The 26,192-nt window shown below is 62.9% G+C and carries 24 protein-coding genes and 2 pseudogenes; 10 read left to right on the top strand and 16 right to left on the bottom strand.

Features of this window, described 5'->3' with window-relative positions; genetic code table 11:
• The coding region (locus tag CSZ94_RS22635; RefSeq protein ID WP_374703602.1) for a carbohydrate porin at positions 1-220 on the bottom strand (220 nt) is incomplete at its 3' end.
• 344 nt (positions 221-564) lie between these two features.
• On the opposite strand from CSZ94_RS22635, the gene CSZ94_RS22630 reads away from it, so the two are divergent.
• Positions 565-2,478: a glucokinase gene (locus tag CSZ94_RS22630; protein ID WP_102123586.1), complete on the top strand. Its 1,914-nt coding sequence runs from the start codon at positions 565-567 to the stop codon at positions 2,476-2,478.
• A complete protein-coding gene (locus tag CSZ94_RS22625) occupies positions 2,462-3,550 on the top strand; it encodes a LacI family DNA-binding transcriptional regulator (protein ID WP_102123585.1) in 1,089 nt (362 codons plus the stop codon). The genes CSZ94_RS22630 and CSZ94_RS22625 overlap by 17 nt, the downstream gene beginning before the upstream one ends.
• 51 nt (positions 3,551-3,601) lie before the next feature.
• Here CSZ94_RS22625 and CSZ94_RS22620 read toward each other — a convergent pair whose 3' ends face one another.
• The 5 genes from CSZ94_RS22620 to CSZ94_RS29350 all read right to left on the bottom strand — a co-directional run bounded on the left by CSZ94_RS22620 (position 3,602) and on the right by CSZ94_RS29350 (position 8,889).
• A complete protein-coding gene (locus CSZ94_RS22620) occupies positions 3,602-5,242 on the bottom strand; it encodes a diguanylate cyclase domain-containing protein (RefSeq protein ID WP_102123584.1) in 1,641 nt (546 codons plus the stop codon).
• Between the two features lie 230 nt (positions 5,243-5,472).
• Positions 5,473-6,396, bottom strand: a complete 924-nt coding sequence (locus tag CSZ94_RS22615) for a carbohydrate kinase family protein (protein WP_102123583.1) — start codon at positions 6,394-6,396, stop codon at positions 5,473-5,475.
• Positions 6,393-7,607: an AGE family epimerase/isomerase gene (locus CSZ94_RS22610; protein ID WP_102123582.1), complete on the bottom strand. Its 1,215-nt coding sequence runs from the start codon at positions 7,605-7,607 to the stop codon at positions 6,393-6,395. The genes CSZ94_RS22615 and CSZ94_RS22610 overlap by 4 nt, the downstream gene beginning before the upstream one ends.
• 68 nt (positions 7,608-7,675) lie before the next feature.
• Positions 7,676-8,677: an SEL1-like repeat protein gene (locus CSZ94_RS22605; RefSeq protein ID WP_102123581.1), complete on the bottom strand. Its 1,002-nt coding sequence runs from the start codon at positions 8,675-8,677 to the stop codon at positions 7,676-7,678.
• Positions 8,674-8,889: a hypothetical protein gene (locus CSZ94_RS29350; protein ID WP_374703604.1), complete on the bottom strand. Its 216-nt coding sequence runs from the start codon at positions 8,887-8,889 to the stop codon at positions 8,674-8,676. Before CSZ94_RS29350 ends, CSZ94_RS22605 begins: the two co-directional genes overlap by 4 nt.
• Between CSZ94_RS29350 and CSZ94_RS29345 the strand changes: the two genes are divergently transcribed.
• Positions 8,842-9,267 (top strand): hypothetical protein, encoded by a 426-nt coding sequence (locus tag CSZ94_RS29345; RefSeq protein ID WP_374703603.1) that lies wholly within the window; start codon positions 8,842-8,844, stop codon positions 9,265-9,267. The genes CSZ94_RS29350 and CSZ94_RS29345 overlap by 48 nt on opposite strands.
• Here the strand turns inward: CSZ94_RS29345 and CSZ94_RS29340 are convergent.
• Positions 9,238-9,525, bottom strand: a pseudogene (locus CSZ94_RS29340) (hypothetical protein); the annotation flags it as partial. The gene CSZ94_RS29345 and the pseudogene CSZ94_RS29340 overlap by 30 nt on opposite strands.
• Positions 9,526-9,661: 136 nt before the next feature.
• Here CSZ94_RS29340 and CSZ94_RS22595 point away from each other — a divergent pair.
• Entirely contained in the window at positions 9,662-10,060 is a 399-nt protein-coding gene (locus tag CSZ94_RS22595; protein WP_102123579.1) for a DUF1090 family protein, read from the top strand.
• On the opposite strand, the gene mmsB is transcribed toward CSZ94_RS22595, so the two are convergent.
• The 3 genes from mmsB to CSZ94_RS22580 all read right to left on the bottom strand — a co-directional run bounded on the left by mmsB (position 10,057) and on the right by CSZ94_RS22580 (position 13,787).
• Entirely contained in the window at positions 10,057-10,950 is an 894-nt protein-coding gene (mmsB, locus tag CSZ94_RS22590; protein ID WP_102123578.1) for a 3-hydroxyisobutyrate dehydrogenase, read from the bottom strand. The genes CSZ94_RS22595 and mmsB overlap by 4 nt on opposite strands.
• Before the next feature lie 9 nt (positions 10,951-10,959).
• A complete protein-coding gene (locus CSZ94_RS22585) occupies positions 10,960-12,474 on the bottom strand; it encodes a CoA-acylating methylmalonate-semialdehyde dehydrogenase (protein WP_102123577.1) in 1,515 nt (504 codons plus the stop codon).
• A gap of 95 nt (positions 12,475-12,569) precedes the next feature.
• Positions 12,570-13,787 carry an ABC transporter substrate-binding protein gene (locus CSZ94_RS22580; protein ID WP_102123576.1) on the bottom strand — a complete coding sequence of 406 codons (1,218 nt, stop codon included), beginning with the start codon at positions 13,785-13,787 and terminating at the stop codon, positions 12,570-12,572.
• 121 nt (positions 13,788-13,908) lie between these two features.
• Between CSZ94_RS22580 and CSZ94_RS22575 the strand changes: the two genes are divergently transcribed.
• Positions 13,909-14,826 carry a LysR family transcriptional regulator gene (locus CSZ94_RS22575; RefSeq protein WP_102123575.1) on the top strand — a complete coding sequence of 306 codons (918 nt, stop codon included), beginning with the start codon at positions 13,909-13,911 and terminating at the stop codon, positions 14,824-14,826.
• Positions 14,827-14,866: 40 nt separating this feature from the next.
• Entirely contained in the window at positions 14,867-15,397 is a 531-nt protein-coding gene (locus CSZ94_RS22570; protein ID WP_102123574.1) for an isochorismatase family protein, read from the top strand.
• Between the two features lie 23 nt (positions 15,398-15,420).
• On the opposite strand, the gene CSZ94_RS22565 is transcribed toward CSZ94_RS22570, so the two are convergent.
• Together CSZ94_RS22565 and CSZ94_RS22560 are read right to left on the bottom strand one after the other, a co-directional pair.
• Positions 15,421-16,584, bottom strand: a complete 1,164-nt coding sequence (locus CSZ94_RS22565; protein WP_102123573.1) for a DUF1624 domain-containing protein — start codon at positions 16,582-16,584, stop codon at positions 15,421-15,423.
• Positions 16,585-16,587: 3 nt separating this feature from the next.
• Positions 16,588-18,675, bottom strand: coding sequence for a TonB-dependent siderophore receptor (locus CSZ94_RS22560; RefSeq protein ID WP_258001151.1), 2,088 nt, complete (start codon positions 18,673-18,675; stop codon positions 16,588-16,590).
• A gap of 165 nt (positions 18,676-18,840) precedes the next feature.
• Between CSZ94_RS22560 and CSZ94_RS22555 the strand changes: the two genes are divergently transcribed.
• Complete coding sequence (locus CSZ94_RS22555) at positions 18,841-19,164, top strand: tetratricopeptide repeat protein (protein WP_102123571.1); 324 nt, start codon at positions 18,841-18,843, stop codon at positions 19,162-19,164.
• Between the two features lie 6 nt (positions 19,165-19,170).
• On the opposite strand, the gene bla is transcribed toward CSZ94_RS22555, so the two are convergent.
• From bla to CSZ94_RS22540, 3 genes are read right to left on the bottom strand one after another with little or no spacing between them, the layout of a single operon-like run.
• Positions 19,171-20,133 (bottom strand): subclass B3 metallo-beta-lactamase, encoded by a 963-nt coding sequence (gene bla, locus CSZ94_RS22550; protein WP_258001150.1) that lies wholly within the window; start codon positions 20,131-20,133, stop codon positions 19,171-19,173.
• 59 nt (positions 20,134-20,192) lie between these two features.
• Positions 20,193-21,926 (bottom strand): M56 family metallopeptidase, encoded by a 1,734-nt coding sequence (locus tag CSZ94_RS22545; RefSeq protein ID WP_180977584.1) that lies wholly within the window; start codon positions 21,924-21,926, stop codon positions 20,193-20,195.
• Between the two features lie 8 nt (positions 21,927-21,934).
• Positions 21,935-22,327 carry a BlaI/MecI/CopY family transcriptional regulator gene (locus CSZ94_RS22540; RefSeq protein ID WP_071077911.1) on the bottom strand — a complete coding sequence of 131 codons (393 nt, stop codon included), beginning with the start codon at positions 22,325-22,327 and terminating at the stop codon, positions 21,935-21,937.
• A 653-nt stretch (positions 22,328-22,980) separates the two neighbouring features.
• Between CSZ94_RS22540 and CSZ94_RS22535 the strand changes: the two genes are divergently transcribed.
• The 3 genes and pseudogenes from CSZ94_RS22535 to CSZ94_RS29335 form a co-directional block, all read left to right on the top strand.
• On the top strand, positions 22,981-23,736 hold the full coding sequence (locus CSZ94_RS22535) for an SDR family oxidoreductase (protein ID WP_102123569.1): 756 nt from the start codon (positions 22,981-22,983) through the stop codon (positions 23,734-23,736).
• A 33-nt stretch (positions 23,737-23,769) separates the two neighbouring features.
• On the top strand, positions 23,770-24,162 hold the full coding sequence (locus CSZ94_RS22530) for a VOC family protein (RefSeq protein ID WP_102123568.1): 393 nt from the start codon (positions 23,770-23,772) through the stop codon (positions 24,160-24,162).
• 24 nt (positions 24,163-24,186) lie between these two features.
• Positions 24,187-24,369, top strand: a pseudogene (locus tag CSZ94_RS29335) (hypothetical protein); the annotation flags it as partial.
• A gap of 143 nt (positions 24,370-24,512) precedes the next feature.
• Here the strand turns inward: CSZ94_RS29335 and CSZ94_RS22525 are convergent.
• On the bottom strand, positions 24,513-26,003 hold the full coding sequence (locus CSZ94_RS22525) for a hypothetical protein (protein WP_102123567.1): 1,491 nt from the start codon (positions 26,001-26,003) through the stop codon (positions 24,513-24,515).
• Between the last annotated feature and the right edge of the window lie 189 nt (positions 26,004-26,192).

Here is a 26,192-nt window from a genome sequence, read left to right as displayed (position 1 = left end):
CCAGACGGTATTTCATGGTATTGCCGCCCAGACCGAAGCAGCCTTGCGAACCGCCGTCGCCCGAGGTATTGCTGCCGGCGCCAGCGCGCAGGTAGCCATGGAAGCCTTCGGCGTCACTTGGGTACATAGGGTCGGCGGCAGCGGAACCGCTGGCGATGGCTAAGACGATGGCAGCAGGCAGTGTTTTCAACACAGCCTTCAACATGTTGCGATGCAGCATGGTAAGTCTCCTCAGTAGCTATTTTTTATCTAGTCATTCGTGGCCGAATGTACTGGCCAGAATTCTTTCCAGCAGAGACATAGTAACTATACTACGAACAAATATCAACATATTATGTTGTAATCCTACGACTACTCTGCGACACTTTATTTGCGTACTGATGTGCGAGTTGAAGCCCTGTTTTTCCCGCTGGTGCCGCCGCATCTGGCACTATGGAAAGGCATTTGCGCAGGCAGCCTGCATTTTTCGGCACGCGGCACGTATACGACTTAAAATCCTTGGTTTTTGCCCATAACGACAGTGCGCGGCCACGACCGCGCACGCAAACGAGACTAGGCACCGCCATGAAAATTGATGAAAAAATGGAAGTAGCAGGCAGCGATCCGGCGGAGCGTTTCAGTGAAGGGCCGCGCCTGCTGGCAGACATCGGCGGCACGAATGCCCGCTTCGTGCTCGAAACGCGCCAGGGTCATCTGGAAGCGGTGGCCGTGCTGCCATGCGACGACTACGCTTCGCTGCTCGACGCCATCACCGCCTATATGGATAGCAGCGAGGCGCGCGCTGCCGGTTCGGCGCGCGTGCGCCATGCGGCCATCGCCATCGCCAATCCCATCGACGACGACAATATCCGCATGATGAACCATCACTGGTTCTTCTCGATCGAGGCGATGCGCGCCGCGCTGGGCCTCGACACGCTGCTGGTGGTAAACGACTTCACGGCGCTGGCCATGGCCCTGCCCTATCTGCGGCCCGACCAGCGCTTGCAGATCGGCGGCGGCATGGCGCGCGCCGATAGCGTCATCGGCCTGCTCGGTTCGGGCACGGGCCTGGGCGTGTCGGGCATGATCCCGGCCGAAGACCGCTGGATCGCCTTGGGCAGCGAAGGCGGCCATGTCAGCTTCGCGCCCTGCGACCAGCGCGAGATGGACGTGCTGTCCTTCGCCTGGCGCGAGCTGTCGCACGTCTCGGCCGAGCGCCTCGCCTCCGGGCGCGGCCTGGAACTGATCTACCGCGCCCTGTCCGACCGGGCTGGCCGGCATGACGTGCCGCCGCTGCTGGCGGCCGACATCACCAGCCGCGCCCTGAACAAGGAATGCGATGTATGCCTGGAGGCGGTGGACTGCTTTTGCGCCATCCTCGGCTCCATCGCCGGCAACGTGGCCATGACCCTCGGAGCGCTAGGTGGCATCTATATAGGCGGGGGCATCGTGCCGCGCCTGGGCCCCCTGTTCGAACAGTCGCAATTCCGCGCCCGCTTCGAACAAAAGGGCCGCCTGAACGACTACCTGGCGCAGATCCCCACCTTTTTGATCACGGCCGAACTGCCCACGTTCCTGGGCATTGCCGCCATCCTCGCGCAAAAGCTCAAGCGCGCCCATTCCGGCGCGCCCGTGCTCGAATCCGTGCGTCAGGCGCGCGGGCGCATGAGCCCCTCGGAATGCAAGGTAGCCGACTGGGTGCTGAAGGAGCCAAACGCCATGCTGACCCTGCCGATTGCCGAAATCGCCCAGAGGGTCGGCGTCAGCCAGCCGACCGTGATGCGCTTTTGCCGCTCGATCGGGGTGCAGGGCCTGGCCGACTTCAAACTGAAGCTCGCTTCCGGCCTGACGGGCGGCGCCATCACCGTGGCGCACTGCCACGTGGAGATTTCGGACTCCGACGCCGAACTGGCGCGCAAGGTGCTGGGCAATAACGCCTCGGCCGCGCTGGCACTGCGCGACATGCTCGACGTGAAGGCGCTGACGGCGGCCATCGAACTGCTGCGCGGCGCGCAGCGCGTGGAATTGCTGGCCGTGGGCAGCGCCCGCGTGGTGGCCGACGACATGCAGCAAAAGCTGCTCAACCTGGGCATCGTCAGCAGCTTCTTTGCCGATCCGCAAGCGCAGGAAATGAGCGCCGCCATGCTCAAGCCAGGCGACGTGGCGCTGGTCATTTCCCGCTCCGGCGCCCTGCCCGAGCTGCTGCGCACCGTCAAGGTGGCGCAGGGCTGCGGCGCGCGCGTGCTGGCCATTACTGCCAGCGGTTCGCCGCTGGCCAAGCTGGCCGACGTGCTGCTGACCCTGAACCACCCGGAAGGCAATCTCAATTTCGTGCCCATGATCGTGCGCCTGCTGCAACTGATGATGCTCGATATCCTGTCCGTGGGACTGGCACGGCGCGACACCGCGCAGCGCACCAGCGCCGCCGAACTGGAAGAGGGACAATTGCACGGCATGCGCATCAGCGGCAAGCTGAAATTCGGTGGCCACCTCGAATAAGGCGGCGCACGCCGCCCCCGATATGGCCAGCGGCGCCACCGTGCATGACGTGGCGCGCGTGGCAGGCGTGTCAGCCATGACGGTATCGCGCGTGATCAACGGGCGCGCCAGCGTCAGCACGGCCACGCGCGACAAGGTCGAGGCGGCGATCGCCAGCCTGCACTATCAGCCCAACCTGGCGGCCCGCGCGGCCCGCACGGGCACCCTGCGCATCGGCTTGCTGTACAGCAACCCCAGCGCGGCCTTTCTCAGTGAATTCCTGGTCGGCGCCATGGACCAATGCCGCCAGGGCGGCGGCCAGCTACTGCTCGAACGCTGCGAAGACCTCGATAGCCAGCGCGCCGGCATCGCCTGCCTGGTGGCGGCCGGCGTGGACGGCATCCTGGTGCCGCCGCCCCTGTGCGATTCGCCCGAAGTGCTGGCGCAGCTGAATCAGATGGGCATCCCTGCCATCGCCGTGGCCACGGCGCGCCCCTCGCCCGATGTATCGGCCGTGCGCATCGACGACTACGAAGGCGCGCTGGCCATGACGCGCCATCTGCTCGCGCTGGGCCACCGCGACATCGGCTTCATCGAAGGCGATCCGGCGCACACGCCCGCCCTGCTGCGCCGCCAGGCCTTCGAGGACGCCATGCGGGAAGCGGGCTTGCCGGTACCGCCACACAGGGTGGCGCAAGGCTATTTCACGTATCGCTCTGGACTGGACGCGGCGCGCCAGCTGCTGGCGCAACAACCGCCCCCCAGCGCCATCTTCGCCAGCAACGACGACATGGCTGCCGCCACCCTGGCCGTGGCGCACGGCATGGGCTTGCAAGTGCCGCAAGATGTGAGCGTGTGCGGTTTCGACGATACGCCCGTGGCCACCACCGTCTGGCCGGAGCTGACCACCATCCACCAGCCCATCGCCGACATGGCGCGCGCCGCCGTCAATCTCGTCATCGACGAGATACGCCAGCGCCGCGCGGGAAAACCCGCGCCCGCCACGCATCGCCTGATGGAATTTACCCTGGTCGAGCGGGCATCGTCGGGCAGGTATGCGCGGCCGGCGGCCAAGGGCCAGTGCAGACCTTGACGCTGCCAGACCAGGCGATGCCCGCCACTCGCCTTGCCGGCGCGCCCGGCCCTACACCGACTCGGTCAAGGCGGGGCTGCCGATGGAAGTGACGGCATAACCGTTGCGGCCAGCGCTTTTTGCCTTGTAGAGCGCCGTATCGGCCGCCGTCAACAAGGCCCCTGCCGTCGTATCGCCCTGGGCACTGAACGCCAAGCCGACACTGGTGGCGACATGCAGGCTGATGCCGCCGCAATCGAAGTGCACGACCATCTCTTGCACGATTTTCTTGCCCAGTATCGCGAGCTCGGACTGATCCGTCAATTGTTCAAAAATGATGACGAACTCGTCACCTGCAAGGCGCGCTACCGTATCCGAGGCCCGGACACAAGCTTTGAGCCGTTGGGCAAATTCAATCAATATCAGGTCGCCAATGCCATGCCCGTAGGTATCATTTATTTTTTTAAAATAATCGATATCCAGATAGGCCAGCGCCAGGCCCGTGCCAGCGCGCCGGGCGCGCGTCAATGCCGCAGCCAGCGCCTCGTCAAACATGCGCCTGTTGTGCAGGCCGGTCAGCATGTCAGTGCGCGCCAGAGCAGCGAGGTTGCTCTCGGCAGCTTCCCTCTGCTGCGACAGCGCGTAAAATGCACGGCTCAGTTTTCCGAACTCGTCTTTGCGGGCGATATCAAACACCTTAATATCGGCATTGCCGGAGCGTATGCGCGCCACATGCCGGCCCAGATCGCCCAAGGGACGCAAGAGCAGCATCACCGCGAGCCAGCCGGCACCACTGGCCAGGAAGGCGACGCCTGACGAAGCAATGATGACTTTGGCATAAATATCGGTAATTGGCGTGAATGCCTCGCTTTCAGGGTAGACGGCGCCGACGATCCAGTCGGCCGCATGCAAATGCTTGTACGTGATAATGGCCTGCACGCCTGGCGTGGTTTTACCCTGCGTCCAGCCGTCAAAACCACGCAATGCGGCCAGCGTGGAAGGCATTGCGCCACCCTTTTCATCACCCACCCGCTTCAGGATGTGCGCCGCATCGGGATGGTGGAGTATCGTGCCTTCATCGGTCAACATGAACAGATAACCGCTCTTGCCCGGCTTGAGCTGCTCCCACTGGCCGAAAAATGTCGGGCTTTGCAAATTGATGCCGCCAGCGATCACATACAGCAATTCCCCGGCTGCGTCATAGATCGGTTCGGTTACCAGCACAATGGGCCTGCCCGACAGCAGGCTCTTGAATGGACGCGATATCACGCCTTCCCTGAATTTCACGGTATCGACAAAATAGTCACGTGTGGCGACATTGAGCTTGCCGACCACGCTCCGGTCATTCAGGCTGGCAATCAATTTTCCCGTCGCATCAAAGGCGACGAGATTGAAAAATTCCTCGCGCAGGGTGGGATGCTTTTCAACAAATGCCTGCATCCGCTGCGGATGTTCATATACGTCCGAAGGTAGCCCTTCCGCCAGCACCCTGAGCAGTGCCTTCTTGGCATTCAAGTCGTCGTCGATGTATGCCGCCGCACTGGTCAGCAAAGCATATTGTTGATTGCCGATGACGGATGCCATCTGCCCTTGCGCGACAGACAGTGACGCGAGCGCGACAGATCCGGTCGCGCACAGCACCAGCACGCCCACCAGCACAGCCATCTTGAATTTGAAGCTCCAGGGATTGAAAAATGTCCAGATCTTATGCATGCGGACTTCCTTCTCAGCGCCCATGCTCTTAAAGCGCACAGATCCGGCCAGGTGGCGCCATGCAAGGCAATGGGAGGAACAGCATATTTTTCAGCGGATGACGTGGAGCCCATCCCCGCAGATGCATACACTCACAGGATAGGCTCTTGACATGGCGAGAGAGCGAATCTTACGCTTATTGCTGCAAAAAGGGCGCTCTGGTGCCGCTGAATACGCACACGCTACCCACATCATCCCAATATAGTGCGCTCAAGCAACGACTCCACCAATTGCACCGAGGGCGGCGCGCCGCCGGCGGCCAGGCAGGCACCCGCGCCGGCCGCGACGGCGAAACGCAAATGCTGGCCGCCTTCGGCATCGGGCCGATACATCAGGCTGTACAGCAAGCCGCCGATGCTGGCGTCGCCCGCGCCCACCGAGTCGATCACCTCGATGACGGGCGGCGCCGCCTGCCATGTTTGCCCGCCCTGGTACAGGGCCGCGCCCTGCGCACCACGCGTATACAAATACGTGGCGTGCCGATTCCAGCTGCGCAAGATGGCAAACGCGCCATCGATGTCGTCATGACGGAACAGGCCCGCCAGGTCTTCGTCCGACACTTTGATCACGTCGGCCAGTTCCACCATGCGACGCAGGGTGGCATCGTAGCGTTCATCCATCATGATGCGGAAATTCGGGTCGTAGCTGATCTTCACGCCGGCCGCTTTCAATTCCTGCGCCAGCGCCACCAATTTGCCCGCCAGCGGTTCGCGCGCCAGGCTGATGCCGCCGAAATGCACCCATTGCGCCCCCTGCATCCAGCCGCCGGGCAGCTGCGCCGCATCAAAATGCAGGTCGGCGCTGTCGTCGCCGATAAAGTAATAGGTGGGTGGATGCAGTTCATGCACGATGGCCAGCAGCGGCGACTTCGCACGGCGCTGCAAGAAACGCCTGTCCAGGCCCGCCGCCTCGGTGGCTGCAGCCAGCGCGTCGCCGAAGACGTCGAGGCTGACGGCGCCGGCAAAGGCGCTGGGCACGCCCAGGCGCGCCATCACGCGCGCCACGTTCCAGGTCGAGCCGCCCACCTGGCTGCTCCAGGCGTCCGCGCCCGTGCGCAGCATGTCCGTCAGTGCTTCGCCGGCCGAAACAAAGCGGGGGAAATTGGCGGCATTCATGCGGCACCGCCAAGCACGTTCAGCACTTCATAGCAGGCGCCCATGGTGTGGTAATCGACCTTGCCGGCCGGGCTTTTCTCGTCGCTGATCTTGCCGTTCTCGGGCGTCAAGATGCGGTACCAGGCGCCGTGCTCGTGGTCGACAAAGTGCCGCCAGCTGTAGTCCCATATCTTGTCGTAGCTGCGCCAATAGGCGTCGTCGCCCGTGCGCGCGGCCAGCACGGCGGCCGCCGCGAAGCTTTCCGCCTGCACCCAGAAGTATTTGTCGCCATCGCAAATCTCGTCCTGCGGGCCGAAACCGTAGTGGATGCCGCCATGCGTGCCGTCCCAGGCCTTGGCCAGCGCCGCGTCATACAGTGCGCGCGCGCGGGGCAGCAGCCAGTCAGACGGGCCGGCCATGAACTTGGCGTGGCGCTCCATGATCAGCAGCAGCTTGGCCCACTCCGTGAAGTGGCCGGGCTGGTAGCCCCAGGGGCGGAAAATATTGCTCTTGTCGTGCAGGTTGTAGTCCCAGTCGATAGCCCAGTCAGGCGTGTAGTGTTCCCAGATCATGCCATCCGCCAGCGCCGCCTGGCGCACGGTGATGTTGTGCGCCAGGGTTACGGCGCGGTGTAAATAGCGCGCCTCGCCCGTCGCCTCGAACGCGGCCAGCATGGCTTCGCAGGCATGCATGTTGGCGTTCTGGCCCCGGTAGCCGTCCAGCGTCGCCCAGTCGGCGCTGGCCACGTCCGCATACAGGCCGTGTTCGGGCAGCCAGAAACGCTGCTCCATCAATTCGAAAGTCTCGTCCAGATACGCGCGCGCTTCCGCCATGCCGGCGTGCAGGGCGTGGGCATAGGCCAGCAGCACGAAAGCCAGGCCGTAGCAGTGATTGGCGCCGTCTTCCACCGTTTTGACGCCGTCTTGCCACTGCAATTGCCAGGCATAGCCGCCCGTGGCCGGGTCGCGGTGCTCGTCGCGCAAGAAAGTTACGCCGTGGCGCAGGGCCGCCTGGTAATCATCGTCGCCGAAGTGACGGTAAGCCATGGCGTAATTGAAGATGAAGCGCGTACTGCTGACCAGATGGCGCGTGCTGGCGTTGTAGACGGTGCCGTCATCGCGGAAAAAGTGATAAAAGCCGCCGCTCGCATCGATGGCGCGCGGGTGATAAAACTGCATCGTGTGCAGGATATGCTTTTCGAGCATTTCCCTGGAGCGGAAATCGGGATTCATGAATGTCTCATCATATTGTTATCGATAACAATAATGATAGCATGCCGTTTCTGCCCCGTCTCTCCCATTCAGGGAGCCTTGGCCAGCCTGCGCTTTTCACGCCACAGCGCCGCCTGCGCGGGATCGGCCGCCTGTCCAAGTTCGCCGTTATCGTATACCTTGACCAGCCGTTCCATCGCTTCCACGTCGCCCTGCTTCGCCGCCAGCAGGTACAGCGTGAACGGCGCTGGCGCCGGTCCTTGCCGGGTGGGTCCGCCACGGCCCTGCTCCAGCAGCCGCGCGAAGCCCGTCTGACCCGGTGGACTCTTCGCGATGGCGGCCATTTCGTACCAGCCCAAAGCCGCCTCGTCGCTCTGCGGCACGCCCTGCCCCACCTCGTACGAGTAGGCCACATTGTTCAAGCCGGGCGGGTCGAGCGCCTTGGCCGCCCGCATGTACCAGCCAAATGCTTCCTTGCGCTGCGCCTCGTCCTTTGCCGTCATCATCAGCCGGTAGCCGATTTCATTGTCGGCGTAAATAAAGCCGTTTTCGGCATAGTATTTGAGCCAGTGCAGCGCGTGCGCCTGTTCTTCCGCGCTGCTGTGGATATTTTCAAAGTGCATGGCCAGCGTGAAGTTGGCCAGTTCCACGCCTTGCGCGGCGCCCTTGCGCGACCAGTACTCGCCCAGCTTGCGGTCGATGGCCATGCCCTGTCCCAGCGTATAGGCCACGCCAAGGAAAGCCTGCGCCGGACCATCGCCGTTTTCGGCCGATTTCTGCATCCACGCCAGGCCGGCGTCGACGTCGCGCGGCGTGCCCTCGCCGCCATGCAGCATCTGCGACAGCTCCAGCTGGGCGGCCGCGTCGCCCCCTTCGGCAGCGATACGCGCCTTGTCGAAGGCGGCGACCTTGTCGGGCGACAGGTCGGCCGGGCGGTTGATCACGGCCTGCACTCTAGCGCGCATGTCATCGAGGCCGGACATATCGAATTCGGCCAGCGCCGGATGCTGGCGCGGCGCCGGCGCGGCGGCTGGCTGGGCCAGCACGGGCTGCGCCAGCGCCAGGCTCCATAACAACACGATGGTCTTCATTTGTTTTCCTTTTCAGCCAGCTTGCTGCGCCATTCGGCCGCGTCGTCGGCATTCGCCTGCTGTCCCAGTTCGCCTTTGACATACACGTCAATCATGCGCCGCATCGCGGGCAAGTCGCCGCGCCATGCCGCCCGCTCGCACCAGATCAGGGCCCACTTGTCCGACTGTTTGACGCCCAGGCCCAGTTCATAGGCATGGGCGAGGTTGCGCATGCCGGCCGGCTCCTTTTCACGCGCCGATCTGTCATACCAATGGAAAGCTTCGCCGCGATCCTGCTCATCGGCGGCTGCGCGCATCAGGTGCTCGCCGAGCGCGTTATAGGCAGGAATAAAGTGTGCTTCGAGCGCGGCCTTCTTCAGCCATTTGATGGCCAGCGCCTGCTCTTCGGCACTGCTGTCGCCATTGATGAATTCCAGCGCCAAAATGGTTTGCGCCAGTGCGTCATTTTGCACCACGCCCTTGCGCAGCCAGTATTCACCCTGCCCGCGGTCGATGGGCACCTTGCCGCCCACCGTGTAGGCCAGCCCCAACGCCGATTGCGCCGGCGCATAACCAGCTTCGGCCGACTTGCGCAGCCAGGCCATCGATAGTGCCGTGTCTTGCGGCGCGCCGACGCCCAGCTGCAGCATGCACGCCAGTGCCAGCTGCGCTTCGACGTCGCCCGTTTCAGCCACACGCCGGGTCTCGGCAAATTCGGCGATACTTTCCGGGCTATGGCTAGCCGCATCGGCCCGCGCCTCGATGGCGATCAGCTGCAGATCGAGCAAGGTGGGCGGCGTCTGCGCCAGGAGCGGCAACGGCAGCAACAGCGCCAGCGCCAGCGCCAGCGAAATCAAATTCTTGTGCATGCGAGGGAGTCGGGAAGAAGAAAACAGGCATGGTAGCCGATGCACCGCACGGGAGGCGCGCACTGCACGGGAAGTTTGACAGGCCAGGCCGGCGGGCTTACATTGCATCAACTAAACCAAGCTGCCCAGGAACGCCATGAATCGCCTATCGAAAACCGCCTTGACCTTGCTCGTCGCCCTCGCCGCCAGCGCCAGCACCATTGCCAGCGCCGCCGACACCCAACTGGCGGGCTGCGCCGCCAAGCGCGAAAGCATCCGCAGCGAATTGCGCCAGGCGCAGGAACAGGGCCTGTCCGACAAGATCGCGGGCCTCACGCGCGCGCTCGACGAAGTCAACGCCCACTGCCGCGACAACGTGCTGGTCGAGCGTCACAACAAGAAGGTGCTGAAGGCGCAGGCGAAGGTGAACCAGACGGAGCGTTCGCTGCGCCTGGCCCAGGAAGCGAATAAACAGCCGAAGAGAATCGCCAAACTGGAAGGCAAGCTGGAAAAAGCCAGGGCCGATTTGGCGGCCCTGCAGGCGCAGCAGCCTTAAGTTTTCTCCCCCAGCAGTTGATAAATGCTGGAAAAATCCAGCGCACCCGATCCCGCCTTGCTGTGCAAACCATATAAATTGCGCGACAGGGCGCCCAGCGGCACCGAGGCGCCACTGGCCAGCGCGCTCTCCACGGCCAGGCCCAGGTCTTTCAGCATCAGGTCGACGCCAAAGCCGCCCGTGTAGCCGCGCGACGCGGGCACGTTCTCGGCCACGCCCGGGCACGGGTTGTACACTTCCAGAGTCCAGTTGCGACCCGAACTTTTTGCCATCACGTCCGACACCACCTTCGGGTCCAGGCCATTGGTCACGCCCAGGCGTATCGCTTCGCTGGTGCCGACCATCAAGATCCCCAGCAGCATGTTGTTGCAGATCTTGACCGTCTGCCCGCAACCCGAGCCGCCCGCATGGAAAATCGCCTTGCCCATGATCTCCAGGTAAGGCCGCGCCGACGCCAGCGCCCCCTCTTCGCCGCCCACCATGAAAGTCAGGGTACCGTTGCTGGCGCCCGCCGTGCCGCCCGAGACGGGGGCGTCCAGCATGGGCAAGCCCTTTTCCTGCGCCGCGCGGCCCACCTGCCGCGCCGCCTCGGTGGAAATCGTCGAACAGTCGATCAGCAAGGTGCCGGGCCGCGCCTGCGCCAGGATGCCAGCGTCGCCAAGGTAGGCGCCGAGAACGTGGCGGCTGGCCGGCAGCATGGTGATGACGATGTCGGCCGCCCGAATCGCCGCGCCCTGGTCATCGGATACCAGGCCGCCGCCATCGGCAAACAGCTTCACGCTGGCGGGCAGCAAGTCAAAACCCGTCACCGCATGGCCGGCCCGCACGAGGTTTTGCGCCATGGGCAAGCCCATGTTCCCCAGGCCGATAAAAACGATATTGGTGCTCATCGCCACCCCTTATTTCATCGAAATGGTGGTATTGACGCCGCTGCCGCCATCGTCCGGGGCGAACCAGCGCGCCGTGACAGTCTTGGTCTGCGTCCAGAAGTACAAGGCCTGCTTGCCGTTCGGCCCCAGGTCGCCCAGTTTCGAGGCGCGCGATCCCGTGAAGCTGAAATAGGCGACGGGCACGGGGATGGCCACGTTGATGCCCACCTGCCCCACGTCGATCTCGTTCTGGAATTTGCGCCCCGCCCAGCCGGACGAAGTGAATATCGAGGTACCGTTGCCGTTCGGGTTGGCGTTGATGAAGGCGATGGCCTGGTCCAGGGTGTCCGTCTCGACCACGCACATGGCGGGACCGAAAATCTCTTGCGTGTAGATGGAGTTCGATGCTGCCACGTTCGAGAAAATCGTCGGTCCCATGAAGTTGCCGCCCTCGTAGCCGGCCACCTTGTGGCCGCGGCCGTCGAGCAGCAACTGCGCGCCTTCGTCCACGCCCGCTTGTATCAGTTTTTCCGCCCGTTGCATGGCCGCTTTCGAGACCATCGGGCCCAGGTCAGCATCGCGGTCGCTGCCCGGCCCCACCTTCAGCGCTTGCGAGCGGGCGACGATTTCCGGCAGCCAGGAGCGGGCCTCGCCCACCAGCACCACGACGGAATTGGCCATGCAGCGCTGGCCGGCCGCGCCAAAGGCCGCGCCGATCAGGTTATTGATCGCCTGTTCCTTGTTGGCGTCGGCCAGCACCACACAATGGTTTTTCGCGCCCATCATCGACTGCGCGCGCTTGCCCGATTCGCTGGCGCGGCGGTACACATGCGTGCCCACGTGGGTGGAACCGATGAAGGACACGGCCTTGATGTCTGCGTGGTCGCACAGCATGTTGACGACGTCCGCGCCGCCGTGTACGACGTTCAGCACACCCGCCGGCAAGCCCGCCTGGTACATCAGTTCGACCAGGTACATGGTCGACGACGGGTCCTGCTCCGACGGTTTCAGCACGAAGGTATTGCCGCAGGCGATAGCGATGGGGAACATGAAGCACGGCAGCATGACGGGGAAGTTGAAGGCCGTGATGCCGGCGCCCACGCCCAGCGGCTGGTAGATATTGTAGACGTCGACACCGGTGGCCGCGTTTTCAGCAATTTCTCCCAGCTGCAGGGTAGCGATCGAGCACGCGTGCTCCACCACTTCCAGGCCGCGCATGACTTCCCCTTCTGCGTCCGGCAGCGTCTTGCCATGTTCGCGCGTGATCAGTGCGGCCAGGGCGCCGATGTTTTCGCGTATCAGGTGCTGATACTTGAGCATGATGCGCATGCGCGCCGCCAGCGGGGTATTGCGCCAGGTCTTGAAGGCTTCCTTGGCCGTGGCGACGGCGAGGTTGACTTCGTCCGGCGTGGAAAACGGCACCTTGGCAACGAGTTCCTGCGTGGCCGGGTTGACGACGTCACGCCACTCGGTGCTGATTGAAGCATGGTGCTTGCCGCCGATATGCAGCGGGATGGCGGGGACTTGGGTGAGGGCTTGGTTCATTTGATGCTCCGGGCAGTGTGAATATCAACCCAAGTGCAAAATCCGGGGTCGGACCCTCAGGGTCCGACCCCGGCCTTTCGCCGTTGGGGGTGAAGTTATTTTTTAACGAGATTGCATGCCGCCGCATCCATCGGCTTGAAGGCCTGGTCGGCGGGGATGGTGGACAGCACTTTCAGGTAATCCCACGCTCCCTTCGATTCGGCCGGGGTCTTCACCTGCACCAAATACATATCGTGGATGACGCGGCCATCGGGACGGATGGAGGCGTTGTTCATGACGGCGTCCTTGATGGGCAGCTCGCGCATTTTCTGGGCGACGATCTTCGAGTCGTCGCTCTTCGCGGCCGCCACCGATTTCAGGTAGTGGTAAACGCTGGAATACACGCCTGCCTGCACCATCGTCGGCTTGGCGCCCTTGTTGAGTGCCTCGAACCGCTTGGAAAACGCGCGGCTGCGGTCATCGAAATCCCAGTAAAAGCCGTCCGCGTAGACCAGGCCCTGGGCCGTTTCCAGCCCCAGCGCATGCACGTCGGAGAGGAATACGAGCAAGGCGGCCGGACGCTGGTCCTTGCCGCTGCCGATGCGGAACTCGCGCGCCTGCTTGATGGCAGAAACCACGTCTGCGCCGCCGTTGGCCAGGCCGATCACCTGCGCCTTCGAGCCTTGCGCCTGCACCAGGAAGGATGAGAAATCGGAGGCGTTAAGCGGATGGCGCACGGCGCCCAGCACCGTGCCGCCATTGCGCTTGACGACTTCGCTGGCATCTTTTTCCAGCGAATGGCCGAAGGCATAATCGACGGTGACGAAGTACCACGATTTCTGCCCCAACTTGGTCAGCGCCGCCGCCGTGCCAGCCGCCTGCGAATAGGTGTCGAACATCCAGTGGAAGCCGTTCGGCAAGCAATCCTCGTTCGTCAGGCGTCCCGTGGCGGGGCCGCTGAACATGGCAATGCCACCCTTCTCTTTCATCAGCTTTTGCACGGACAGGGCTACCGAGGAGTTGGTCAGGTCGGCGATGGCGTCGACCTTGTCGCGGTCTATCCACTCGCGCGCCTTGGAGGCGGCGATGTCCGCCTTGTTCAAATGATCGGCCGAGAGGATTTCGATCTTCATGCCCTTGCATTCGGCTTTTAAACAATCCTCGACGGCCATCTGGCTGGCGATGACGGAGCCGCGCCCGCCCATGGCCGAATACGGGCCGGACATGTCGGTCAGGATGCCGACCTTGACGACGCCATCGGAAATCTGCGCCTGCGCGCCGCCAAAGGAAAGGGTGAGCGCCAGCGCGCCCATGGCCAGAACGGTTTTTTTCATGCGTGTCTCCAGGTGGATGGGTTTTCTTATATGTTTAGATGCATTCTGCATGTGTAAAAATATGCACTCAAGTGAAATTAATGCATAATTCCTTTGCAAAAATGCACAAAGAGGGGTTGCCATGCTCGATTGGGACAATGTACGGGTCTTCCTGGAATTGACGCGCAGCGCCGGCCTCGTCGATGCGGCGAAAAAGCTGGGCATCGACCATTCCACCGTGTCGCGGCGCATGCGCAAGTTCGAGGAACAGGTGGGCACGCAGCTGTTCGACCGCAATTACGTGGGCTACCAGCTGACGCCCGAGGGTCACCGCCTGATGGAATACGCGGAAAACATGGAAAGCACGGTGTTTGCCGCCACCGAGGAACTGGGCGAACACAATCGATTGCTGTCGGGGCAAGTGCGCCTGGGCGCCACGGAAGGCTTCGGCGCCATCGTGCTGGCGCCCCACCTGGCGCAGTTTTGCGGGCGTTACCCGCACATCAGCGTGGACCTGATCGCCGTGCCCCGTTTCGTCAGCCTGTCCAAGCGCGAGGCTGACGTGGCCATTTCCATCGAGCGCCCCCTGTCCGGCCCGTATGTGGTGACGAAGCTGTCGGACTACCGCTTGAAACTGTACGCCACACCAAGCTACCTGGCTCGCCACGCGCCCATTACCAGCGTGGCGCAGCTGGCGCAGCACCCGATCATCGGCTACGTGGACGACCTGGTCTTCAGCGCCGAGCTGCGCTACATGGATAACGTGGCGCCCGATTCCCTGCGCGCGTTTCGCAGCACCAGCGTGATCGCCCAGTATCACGCGGCGCGCGCGGGCCAGGCGCTGGCGATTCTGCCCTGCTTCGTGGCGCAGCAATCGAATGAACTGCTGCCCGTGCTCGACGGCGAGATCGACCTGCTGCGCGCCTTCTGGATGATTTCACCGAGCGAACGGCGCAACATCGCCCGGGTCAGCGCCCTGTGGAATTACCTGCGCACCGCCATCGACCTGAATCACGCCTATCTGATGGGCGAGACGGCCACGCCCAGTTGGCCAGCCTGAGCGCGCTACACTGTCGCCACCTACTAACAAGGAGAACACCATGCTGATGGAGGCGAGACAGGCTGTACTCGTCATTGTCGACCTGCAAGGCCGTTTGATGCCGGCCATCCACGACGCCGGCCTGGTGCTGGCGCAAAACCTGCGCCTGGCACACATCGCCCGCCTGCTCGACGTGCCCGTGCTGGGCACGGAACAGAACCGCCAGGGGCTGGGGCCGAATGTGGAAGAAATCGCCGCGCTATGCGAACAGACCTTGCACAAGACGCATCTCGGCGCCTGTGCCGACGGCTTGCAAGCCATGCTGCCACCGGGGCGCAAACAGATCGTCGTCACTGGCTGCGAAGCCCATGTGTGCATGCTGCAGACGGCCATCGGCCTGCTGCAGCTGGGGTACGAGGTGATCATCGCCATCGATGCCGTCGGCTCGCGCCAGGCCGCCAGCCGCGACGCCGCGCTGGCCCGACTGAGCAAGCTTGGCGCCCACCTGCTGACGGTGGAGATGCTGGCGTTTGAATGGCTGCGCGACTGCCAGCATCCGCGCTTCCGCGAGGTGCTGGCGCTGATCAAATAGCCGTTCTCACGCAAGAGACTAGCCTAGAAATAACGCACCCATGCCTGCTTCGACGTGCGCTTGTAGTGGGCAAACGCGCGGCAAGGGAAGTACAGCACGGGCATCAGCAGCAAGGCCAGCAGCCAGACTTGCCAGATGTGTTCGACGCCGTAACGGGCACCGTGGTTGGCGCCCAGCACGGCCGTCAGGGTCAGGCTGATGGCCAGCAACAGATACAGGTGCAGCAGATAGTAAAACATGGGCGCGCCGCCAAAGGTGGCGCAGGCACGCGTGAACCAGTTGTCCAGCGACTCCAGCCAGGCCAGGCCCAGCAGACCCAGGCCCAGGGTGAACAGCAAAAAGTCCAGCGACGGCGGATACTTGGTGAAGTTCAGCACACTCATGGCCGTGCGCACGGCGCTCTCGCCCGCCACCCACGGCAGGGTTTCGCCATACAGATTGAAGCCGCGCAACACGACCAGCAGCAACAAGCTGCCAGCGCCCAGCGCCAGCAGCCAGCGGCGGCGTTCCTGCGGCGAACGGCTGCGCGCATACAAGGGGCCGGCCGCGTAGCCAAGCACGATCACGCCTATCCACGGCAGCAGCGGATAGCTGACCTTGATTTTCATGGCGCCCTCGGCCACCAGATAACCGCGTTGCAACAGCACTGTCAGCAGATAGTAGCCAAGGCTGCCCTCTTGCGCGCGCAAGCCAGTAATCAAATGCTGGCCCGCGATAATCGCCACGCCGAGCAGCAGCAGCACTTTCAATGGCAGCTTGTGCAGCACGGCCAGCGCCATCATGGCCAGGCCGATGACCCAGATCACCTGCAAATACAGTATGGCCGGCGGAAACGCTCCACTCCAGGCGAAACTGACGAACACCAGTTCCAGCACGACCAGCAGCAAGCCCCGCTTGAACAAAAAGCCCGCCGCGCTGCGGGGCCCGGCGGCCGGATGGGCGTACAACCAGGCGGACAAACCCGTCAGAAAGACAAACATGGGCGCGCACAGGTGGGCCGCCGTGCGCGTGAAGAACAGGGCAGGATCGACGCCGGCTGCATCCATCGGGTCGCTTACCTGGTGATGTAAAAAGACCGTTTCGCGCACATGGTCGAACAGCATGATCAACATGACCAGGCCGCGCATGACGTCGATGACGGCAATGCGGCTGCGCAAGGTGGCGTTTGTAATCAATGTCATCTTCATCCCTTAAAAACGGTAATGGGCATTCAAGGTCAGCGTGCGCTCGGCCCCTGGCGCTACCCACAGCTGGCTGTAAGAACTCGCATAGTAGCTGCGGTTGAACAGGTTTTCCACGCTCAACGCCAGGCGCAATTGTGCATAGGGCGAGTACGATGCCAGCAGCCTGGCCGTCGTGTAGGCAGGCAGCGTAAATGTGCTGCTGATGGCGACATCGCCCAGGCGCTCGCCCACATATTGCACACCGCCGCCCACGCTGGCCGTGCCCGTTCCCAGCGCAAATTGCTGCGTGGCCAGCAGGTTGGCACTGTGGCGCGGCACGTTGGCGAAGCGGCTACCCGTCACTATCGTAGTGTCGCCGCGCGTGACGGTGGCGTCCGTATAAGCATAGGCGCCAGAGACGCGCAAGCCGCGCGCCACTTCGCCCGAGACGTCGAATTCCAGGCCCCGGCTGCCCACCTCGCCCGCGGCGATGGCGAAGTCCGTGTTGACGGGATTCGTCGTCAGCACATTGCGCTTGCGGATGTCGTACACGGCCAGAGTACCCGTCAGCTTGCCCGTTTCCAGCTTGGCGCCCAGCTCATACGAGCGGCTGCGCTCGGCCGGAAACGCCTGGTTGTCGATGCTGATGCCGCTGTTGGGCCGGAAACCCTGGGCCGCGCTCGCATACAGCGACCACGTTTTCGTCGGCTGGTACACGAGTCCCGCGCGGGGGCTGGTAGCCGACAGCGACTGGCGATTGCTCACGTTCAGGCGCTTGTTCGTGACGTCCTGCGTGTAGCTATCGTGGCGCACGCCGACCAGCGCCTTCCAATGCGCGCCCAGCGCAATCTGGTCCTGCAAGTACAGGCCGCGCGCCTTTTGCCCTTCCTGCGTGTCGATGGACAGGGCCAGCGCAGCGGCCTTGCCGCCATATACAGGCGCAAAAATATCGATGGCATAGGCATTGGCGGCTGTGGGATTGCGGCGCAGCTGCACCCGGTGGTCGTCGAAGTGATAGGCATCGACACCGGCCAGCACTTCGTGCGCCAGCGCGCCCGTTTTGAACTTGCCCAACAACTCGACCCGCGCCGACACGTCGGTGGCCGAGAAATCGCGGTAGCGGCGCTGGCGGTTCAAGGTGCGGCCATCGGCCAGCAGCTTGTTCGCCTCGGTCGAATAGCCGGTCAATTCGCTGTCGCGGTAAGAAGCGCCCGCCTGCAGCGTCCAGTCGTCCGACAGCGCGTGGTGGATAAACAGTTGCTGCCCCAGCGACTGGACCGTCATGGGGCCGTCGTCCGGTTCGCCCAGGAAGCGCGAGACAGGCATCAATCCTAGCTGGCCATGCACGGCGACCACGCCCCGGTCGAACGGCGCGCGCTGCCGCACCGCTTCGATTTCATACGAGACAGTGGTGTGCTCGCCCGCCAGCCAGATGAACGAGGGAGAAAACAGGCTGCGCTCGACTTTCAAGGTATCGCGGAAGCTGTGTCCTTCTTCATGCGCCGCGTTCAGGCGGTAGGCAAGGCTGTCGCTCAAGGGTCCCGTCAAGTCGACGGCGGCGCGACGCGTGCGGAAGCTGCCGAGGGAAACATCGACGTTGTATTCGGGCGCGAACTTCGGCTTCCTGGTGGTGATGTTGACCGTGCCGCCCGGCTCGCCCCGGCCGTACAGGGCCGACGCAGGGCCTTTCAGTACTTCCACGTTCTGCGTATTGCCGCCATCGCGCATGCCGTTGTAACCGCGGCTGGAACTAAAACCGTTGACCAGGTAGTCGGAACCGAAATTCGGGTCGCCCGTAAAGCCGCGCATGGCGTAGCTGTCCCACAGGCCGCCCAGCGGACTTTGCCTGGTAATGCCGCTGGCCAGGTCCAGCGCGCCGGCCAGGGTCGTCACGCCAGCGTCGCGCAGCAGCTCGCCGGTCAGCACGCGCACGCTTTGCGGCAAGTCCATCAGCAAGGCGTCCGTCTTGGTGGCGCCCGTGGCCGACAGGCTGCGGTAATGCTGGCGCTCGGCGTTGACGGTGACGACATCGGGTGACGCGACGGTATCGGCCAGGGCCAGCGGACTGGCGGCGGCCAGCAGCAGCGCCATCGGACGTGGTAAAGAAAGGAGCATGGCAATTCCTGAAAGAGTGTTAAATGCAAACAAACTGCATTATAAATGATAATCGACTCTCATTAAAGCCTTGCCTGTGCCCTTGCGAGCCACCGATGGCTTGCGGAGAAACGCCCCAGGCATTAATATACAAGAAATAACTTGCCTATTAATCTGGAGCCGGAGATGCGTGAACAACTGGAAAAACTGCTGGCGCAGGGACGCGACAGCGCCCTGCTGCGCTTTGGCCTGGGAGATGCTTACCTGAAAGAACATGACGCCGAACAAGCCGCCCTGCACCTGGCGCAGGCGACGCAACAGCAAGCGGGCTATTCCGCCGCCTGGAAACTGCTGGGCAAGGCCCTGCACCAGCTGGGCCGGCTGGACGCAGCGCAGGCCGCCTGGACGACGGGCGTGACTGTGGCCCAGCAGCAAGGCGATCTGCAAGCCATCAAGGAAATGACGGTGTTCCTGAAACGCCTGCAAAAACAGCAGCAGGCGGCAGAGTAAAACGGCTTAATGCGCGTGCGCGGCGTCTTTGGCTTCGGCTGGTGACGCAACGCCCCGTTCTTTCGCCAGGCGCTTGGCCAGCAAGCCGCCGGCGTCGCTCGCATAGGCGCGGCAAGCGTTGGCGTCGATCAGGGGATTGTCCGTGCCGCTGCGCCTTGCCGCCTTGCCCAGCACGTCCATCGTGCCCGGATGGACGGGGATGATGATGTCGCATGGCAAGGCAGCCACCTTGGCGATGCTCGCTTCGAACGAGGCCGAAATGTCAGGCGTCTTGCCCTTGCCCGCGCCTTTGGCCGTGTAAGTGAAATCACCGCTGGAATACGGATTCAGGCTATCCGCGTACACCACGTTCAGGCAGCGCGCATCTTCGCACGAGGTCCACGTCCACGTCGTGCCGCCGGGCGTATGGCCCGGCGTCATGTGGGCGGTCAGCACCAAAGGGCCCACCTTGACAGTATCGCCCTCGCCCACCACCTTGACCTTGGCGACTTTTGCGACATGCACGACAGGATCTGCCTGGTACTGCGGATCATCGTTGCCATTCGTGCCGCTTTGCAGCCCCAGGGCACCCGAGGCGCTGGCCACCACCGTGGCGCCACTGGCCCGTTGCAGCGCGGCAATGCCACCCGCATGGTCCCAATGGGCATGCGAATTAAGAATATATTTCACATCCTCGATGCGAAAGCCCAGCGCCTTGATGCTGGCGATGATCAGGGGCGCCGATTGCGGCAGCGCACCGTCGAGCAGGATATGGCCCTGCGGGCTCGTCACCAGCACGGCAGACAGGCCGGCCGTGCCCACATACCAGCTATTGCCATGGATATTGAATGGCTTGACGGGCGCATTCCATTCCTTGCAATTGTCGCAATTAACAGGTTTATTTTGCATGGGTGCCGGCGCCTTCGCCTGCACTGTCCCTGCCGTCATGGTCGCAACCGTCGCCAGCATCAACTTCGCCAATAGTGTCATCTTCATCTCCAGAGTGTAAAAAAGAAAGGCGGCCGCACGCGCGGCGCGCCCGGGGTGCATCAATGCATGCGGCCTGGGCTCCCGGCCAGGGTGTCGCGGATATGTCCGGCGTCAAGCGAGCGCCGCTGCGCGCCATCGGCGTCCAGCAGCACCACGGTGACGTGCTTGCCGCCGCTGCGCATGCGCATGGTCAGGCAGCTGCCCGCCTCGTGGCTGCTGCCCGTCTTCGACAGCAAAATGTCCCAGCCCTTGCCACCCACCAGCGGGTTGGTATTGCGCAGGGTACGGACCTTGCCATTCACGGCCACGCTGGCCTGTGGGTGGCTGGTGATGCGGACAATGTCCGGATAACGCGCGGCCGCCGCGACGATCTTCGCCACCTCGCTGGCCGTGGAGGTATTCGCCGGTGAACTGCCGACCGGGTCCGTCAGGATGGTGCGGCTCAAGCCCAGGTGACGGATCTTCGCTTGCAGCGCTTGCGTAAAGGCAGCATTGCCGCCGGGATAGGTGCGCGCCAGCGCGGCGGCGGCGCGGTTTTCAGACGACAGCAGCGCCAGTTGCAACAGCGCGCCGCGCGACACGGCCACGCCATCGGCCAGCAGGCTGTGGCGCTGCAGCGACGCGTTGCCATCGGCGCGCACGATGCGCAGCTGTTCATCGGGGGCTAGCCCCGCGTCCAGCACCACCATGGCCGTCATCAGCTTGGTAATCGAAGCGATGGGCACCACGGCGTCTGCATCCTTCTCCATCAACACCTGGCCCGTGCTGTCGTCAAAGACCAGCATGTGTTTCGCGCTGACGGGCAAGGCCAGCATGCCGGCGGCGGCCTCGGCCAAGGTTGCCGCATGCACCACGGGCTTGTCCTGTGCCTGCAGCAAGAGGGTGGCGCAGGCCAGCAGCAAGGCCGGCACAGCCAGTTTCCAGCCGGCCGCATCGGAACCGGGCGCCATCAGACGTTCGATGCGCGTCAGCAGCGCCCCGCCCCGGGCCGATATCAGCAGGCCGGAACGCTGCGGCGCGGCTGCGTGCAGAGATAGCGCATGCAACGCCGTGGCCAGCTGCTGCGGATCGTGCAGCGCTTGTGCAGCCAGCGCGTCGGCCACCTGTTCCCGTTCGGCCCGCATGCGCGCCGACAGCCACCAGACGACGGGGTGGAAGAACAGCAGCGCCTCGACCACGCTTTGCAGCAGATTGATCAGGTAATCCCAGCGCCGCACGTGCGCCAGTTCATGCGCCAGCAGCGCTTCCAGCAAGGCGACCGGCATGCCGCTCAGCAAGGCGGCCGGCAGCAGGATGACGGGGCGCCAGAAGCCCACGGTCACGGGGCTGCTCAATCCCGCATGCAGCTTCAGCGGCAGCGGCCCGCACAAGCCCATGCGCAGCGCCAGCGCGTCGAGGCGTGCCTGCCAGATGGCCGGGGCGGCCACTGCCTGGCGGCGCAGCTTGCCGACCCACGCCAGGCCCAGGCACAGGCGCAAGCTCATCAAGCCAACGCCGGCGCTCCAGGCCAGCACCAGGGCCGGCATCCACGCTTGCAGCGCAGCGCGCCAGGCGGGCGGCGCGGCCATCGGCAACTGGGCCGGCGATATGCCCGACAGAAGAGAAAGCAGGTGGAGCGCGGGAATACACAGGCACAGCAGCAGCGCCAGCGCGCAGACGGCATAGCGCCAGCGCGCGCTGCCGTGGCGCAGCAGCCAGAGCAGGACAGCGGAGACGGCGCCGACGATCAAGCCCTGCCAGACAAAATACAGCAAGACCCAGCCCAGCGCCGGGACAAAATTGCCTAGGCTCATGTCCAGGCTCATGGCGCCTTGCCATCCTTGCTGCGCAGGATTTTTTCAATTTCCAGGCGTTCCGCGTCGCTCACGTGCTCGCGCAACGCCGTCAGCACCAGCGCCTTGCCGGAACCGGAAAAGACCTTGCCGATCAAATCCTTGAGCAAACTCGTTTGCAACTTTTCCTGCGCATCGACGGCCGCATACAGCTGAGGCCGCTGGCTTTCATCGCGACTCAGCAGGCCCTTGCCATGCATCAGTTGCAACTGGCGCAGCACGGTGGCGTAACTGGCATCGGCACGCTCTTCGGCCAGGGCGTCATACACGGCGCGGGCGTCGGAGGGACCGCGCCGCCACAGGATGCGCAACAAGTCCAGTTCGGCGGCCGTGGGATGGGGAGTGGAAGTATTTTTTAACATGCCGCTAGAATACCCATTCTAGAACCTCATGTCTAGAACTTTTTTTCTAGACTGTACACGAGGGAGGTGTAAGCCGGAACCGCCAAAATTTCCACCCCACCAGCCGAAGCTGAGGAGCGCGCCATGTCGATCAGGAAAATGGCACACACCCGAGCATCCTACGTGCAAATGCACGCCGCATTTAACTTATGGGCTAAGCTAAGTGATCAAGTTCGCCCTGCCGCAATAGTAGAGGCGCGCCTATCGCGGCAGGGCGTTGACAAAGCGCCGCTGCCGCATGTAACATACGATTTGCAGCACCATGTCCAAGGTGCTGCCGTAGGCGTTACCGTCATCCAACGCGTCCTTTTTTCGAGAGGAGCCCAGCAGGGCAGATCTCGATAATCTACGACGCCGTCTCGATCACCACATGTTCCGCCTTCCTGGGCTTTCAATCGCCTGGGACTTTACCCCCAAAAATCTCGTCCTCCGACGCCTTTGACCGGCTCTTGCAGCGCTACCGGAATTTGGCGACGGGTATCTGCTGCCGGCTGATCGTGGCTTGGCAGCAAGGGATATGCCTGCCCTTTGCAGTATCCCGGGTAGAGTCGGGCGGACTCTGTTGGTACGTGTTGCGGCCTCAAAGCAACTCAATCCACTTGAAAGTCCTATCGATGAAACTTACTGGCAATACCATTCTCATCACTGGCGGCACCAGCGGCATCGGCCGCGCAATCTCCGAGGCCCTGCATGACCGCGGCAATCAGGTCATTGTCACGGGGCGTCGCCAAGATTTGCTAAACGAAGTGACCCGTACCAGGCCTGGCATGGTGGGCATCCGGCTGGATGTCGACGACCCGAATTCCCTGACCCAATTAGCCAGCCACCTGCGTGAAAACTTCCCTAAGTTAAACGTGTTGCTCGTCAACGCCGGCATATCGCGCAGCGAAGACATTGCATCTGACATCTGGAATCCCGCCGACGCGGAGGCCATTGTGCAGACGAATATCCTCGGCGTGATTCGCACGACTTCGGCGCTGCTCCCCTTGGTCAAGGGCCAGCCTGGCGCAACGCTGCTTGCCACGAGCTCCAGTTTGGCCTTCGTTCCGCGCGCTGACTTCCCGACCTATTGCGCCAGCAAAGCCTTCCTGCATTCTTGGCTGCAGTCACTACGCCACCAACTTCGCCATATCCCAGTCGAAGTGTTGGAGCTCTCTCCACCCTATGTGCAAACTGAACTCACTGGCGCACATCAAGCCCATGACCCCCGCGCGATGCGGCTGGCCGACTACGTCGCTGAAGTTCTTCAACTTTTGGATGAGGGCAATACACCGAGAGGCGAAGTGCTGTTGGAGCGCGATCTTCCTCGGCGGTGGTCAGAACGCGAGGGCAGCTACGACGCCATCTTTGCCGCCATGAACCCAAGCTGATCGCATCAGCCTAACCTTAGCGAGAGACCATTTATGAAGATGCAATGTACCGGAAAGTTGAATCACCTCAGCCTCCCCACCGCCGATCCGACCGCCACTGCCGTCTTTTTGGAAAAGTACTTTGGCTGCGAGATCGTTACTGCCGGGAAGAATATTCTGCTCAAACACGATGGAATCGACATCGTGCTAGACGGTACTACAGCGAAGTCGGATTGGCCCGCCAACTTCCATTTCGGGTTTGAGGTGGAGACTCTGCAACAAGTCGAGCAGCTGCACGAAGCTTTCTATCAGGAAGGCGTCCATATGGAGACGGAGGTCTTCAACAACTCTCGCGGTTCACGATTCTTTTGCCGCACTCCCGAAGGCGTGATGATCGAAGTTAATACGCGAGAAGACAAGCAGGATGATTGGCGCATGCTCTTCTAAGTCCCTTATGTAGTCGCGGCTCCGGAGCGTGAGAAGCGCGCTGTGCTGGAGCCGCTGCACCGGATCGCCAAGGCGCTGCTGCCCAAGCTGGGCGTCTCGCAACAGAATCTGCTCTACTAGGCGAGCCTGGCGCGCTTCTATACCGTCCAGTACCTACGCAGCCTCAAGGCGGATCAGACCCATCTCTACCGGTCATCGCATGAGTGGCCCGCAGCCTTGCGGCATATCCTGCTCAACGGGCACTACACATTCCAGAGCGGCGGCAAGATGATCGACCTAGACGCGCTCCTCGCCGGGTTGGAGTTGGGGTGACGGAAATTTCGGCGTTTCCGGCTTACAACCCCAAGAGACTAAAATTCGCGCAGGCGGTCGAACAGCTCCAGCAAGGCCCCCTCATCGACAAGCGCCGCGCCCTGCTCACCGAGCTGCTGCACCAGCTTAGCCAGCAACTCCACCAGCACCATGTAAATTTCCTCGCGTTCGACCGTCTCGATGATGCTCGCACGCCGCTCGATCTTGTTGAATTCACCCACATAGGCGGTGACCATCGCCTCCAACGCGGCGGCGACCGCCGTCGCCGCCATGGCGACGTCGATGCTGCGCGTCACGGCCAGCATTTTCTTGTAGGCCAGCGCCGCCTTTTTCGCATACACGGAAGAAATATGCTCGCGGCCATCCCAGTCGCGGAAGGGGTTGAGCAGGTTGTCAGCCAGCCATTCCGGCTTGCCCGCCTTGCTCACCGACAAATCCAGTCCCAGCGCCGCCGCTTTCTTGTAGCCGGCCTTGATGGCCTTGGCGGCATCGGCGGGCAAGCTGGTCAGCCACAAGGCCGTCAGCTGCGGCAATTGCGCGGCCGATGGAAACTCTTCCGCCGTGTAACCGAACAGATCATAGGCGGTGAACATCTGCAGCTGGCTCAGCTGCGCAAGGCTGGTCATCTGCGACGCCAGCCCAGGCTTGCCCCAGATGCGCAAGGCCGTCAGGTGGGGAAAGCGCTGCGCCACTTGCGCCAGATCGACTTCTTTCATGCTCACCAGCGACAGGCCGCCCAGCTGGTAGAGACCGTGGAACGGCGGCAGCGTGTGCGTACACTGGAGTGTCAGATGGCGGCCATCGGCGCCATCGTCAATGCGCAGCGCCGGCGATGGCGCGCTGCGCAAAGCGAGCAGGCCCAAGCCTTCGTTCAAGACCAGGCTGCTGACGCCATCGGGCTGCAGGATCAGGCGTTCCAGGCCGCTGCCGCGGAAATCGAGTGCAGACACCGTCGAGGATTGCCAGTGCAGCTCATTGATGAAGGGATTGCCTTGGATAAACTCCATCAAGGCTGGCGTGCCATGGCTGGTCTCGATGGACATCAGGCAAGGCAGTTGCTCCAGTTCGGAGATGTCGCCCAGCGCCTGCAAGACGCTGTCATTGATTTTCGTCGCGTCCTGACGGAAGACGTGGCCGCCGAGCGTCACTTCACGCTCGTCCGACGCGGCCTTGAACTGCTGGCGCCGCAGCGGATCGATGCGCTCCCAGTTGCGCTGGCGCAGCACGCTGTCGCCCACGTTCCAGCCGCTGCGGTAGCTGTTCACTTCCACATCCACCAGCGGCGCGATATTGCCAACCAGGGTATGCCCAGGCGGCACGTTTGCCGTAGCATAGCAGTGATCGTGGCGATTGTTCCAGAAGAAATAGTCGCATAGCAGCGGCCGCATGGCTTGCACGGCCGCCGCATCGGGCAAGGCGTCACCGGTCCAGTCCAGCTCCAGCACGGCAGCTACCGGCCGGGACGATGAAACATCCTTGATGCGGGTGACCTGGCAAGCCACATACTGCTGCAGCTCGGATGAAAACACGCTGTAAACATCGCCAACATTCGCTAGTGTACTGCTTGCGAAATGGTTGCACTATTTAAAGACTGCGCTATCATCTACATATTGAGTTTGAGATGAGGTGAGCAATGCTGACTGCGGCGCCGATTATATTGAGCGAGGAAGACCGTGCCGAACTGGAACGAAGGGTCCGGTCGCAAACCATCGATACAC

Source organism: Janthinobacterium sp. ROICE36 (genome assembly GCF_002869965.1).
Classification (GTDB): domain Bacteria; phylum Pseudomonadota; class Gammaproteobacteria; order Burkholderiales; family Burkholderiaceae_D; genus Janthinobacterium.
The sequence above is the reverse complement of the archived record's forward strand: the minus strand, read 5'-3'. Positions and strand labels throughout refer to the sequence as shown.